Annotated in this window: 1 protein-coding gene; it reads left to right on the forward strand. The window is 38.3% G+C overall.

Annotated features, from left to right (window positions below):
• A partial coding sequence (locus BFI01S_RS21885) for an ISLre2 family transposase (protein WP_235831269.1) occupies window positions 1-1,271 on the forward strand: 1,271 nt, incomplete at its 5' end.
• Window positions 1,272-1,399 lie beyond the last annotated feature (128 nt).

Below are 1,399 nucleotides of genomic sequence, written 5' to 3' on the forward strand. Positions count from 1 at the left end.
AAAAAACATTTGGGGACGTACTAGTAAAAATATTAGAAGACATGGATCAACATATTGCGGATAACAGAGATAAACAAAGATACTATCTCCAGGATAAACGGTCCGTAGAAATGGATACTTCGTTCGGTCCTGTACTCATTCAGCGAAACTATTACAAAGACAGAATCAATGGACACTATGTTTACCTTTTGGATCAATACTTAGAGTTTGAGGGCTCTAAAGGATTTAGTCCCCTCGTAGAAACGTTGGCTATGGAAATGGCTGTTGAAGGAACATCTTACCGGCATGCATCCTCTATGCTTGAGAAGCTTCTTGGTTATAAGGTAATTAGCCATGAAACAATTCGGCAACATATTCTTCAAACCGAGGTTAAATATCAAAAGCCAACTGACCAAGTGAGACAGGTCCTCTTTGTAGAAGTGGATGGGCTCTATGTCAAAAGACAACGAACCAAACGACGTGGTAAAGAAGAAAAAATTGCAGCAGTCCATGAGGGTTGGATTGTGAACGGAAAAAGAACCAGTCTAGTTTCTAAAAGGCATTATATCCATAAAGGAAAAGTGCCGTTTTGGGAAGGTTTTGAACAGTTTCTAATCGATAATTACAGCTATAACCCCAAGGAACATTACTTGATAATTAACGGCGATGGAGCTGGATGGATCACAGCATGCCAGGAATACTTTAAAAATGCGTTCTATACACTTGACCGATTTCATGTAGCTAAAGAGGTAAAAAGTCTATTTAAAGGCCATAAAAGATACAGAGAAATCCGAAAGAAGTTAGCTAAATATGATGTAGAAAGCTTCCTTACGGAACTCAATAGTGCAGTGGGTACCCTAGAAGATGAGGAGGCAGAGGAAAGATTAGAACAATTTATTAACCAATTATCAAAGTATCCAAATGCGTTGGGTGATTACAGAGAATGGCTAAAGGAAAAAGGAATAGATACATCAAATTATCGGACAATGGGGGCATCTGAAGGGACAATGAGTGTATTTGCCAAGCGTCTAAAGAACGGTCGCAGTTGGTGTGATACTGGTCTTAATGCCTTTATCGACTTTATGGTTGGACTAAAAGATAAGTTGGAAATCAAGACCCTCTTAGGAAAAGTAAATGGACTCGATGACCATTCACTTGAAAAACAACCAAAACATTACGTGGAAAAGTTAAAAAATTCAGCTGGTGAGGCAACAAGAAATAACCTGTCGTACCTAACGAGGCAAAAAGGAAAACCAGTATATCATGCATTGAAAGCACTTCGGGGTTTTTAAAATTGCCATTCTCTAAATTTTGACAAAGTACGAGGACTGGAAAGCGTTCACAAAAATCTTTATGAAGGCGACGAAAAAGAAGAGAGAAAAACTACCGAAAAATAGTTCCAACAAAAACTTGACTCAAT

This window comes from Cytobacillus firmus NBRC 15306 (assembly GCF_001591465.1).
Taxonomy (GTDB): Bacteria; Bacillota; Bacilli; order Bacillales; family Cytobacillaceae; genus Cytobacillus; species Cytobacillus firmus.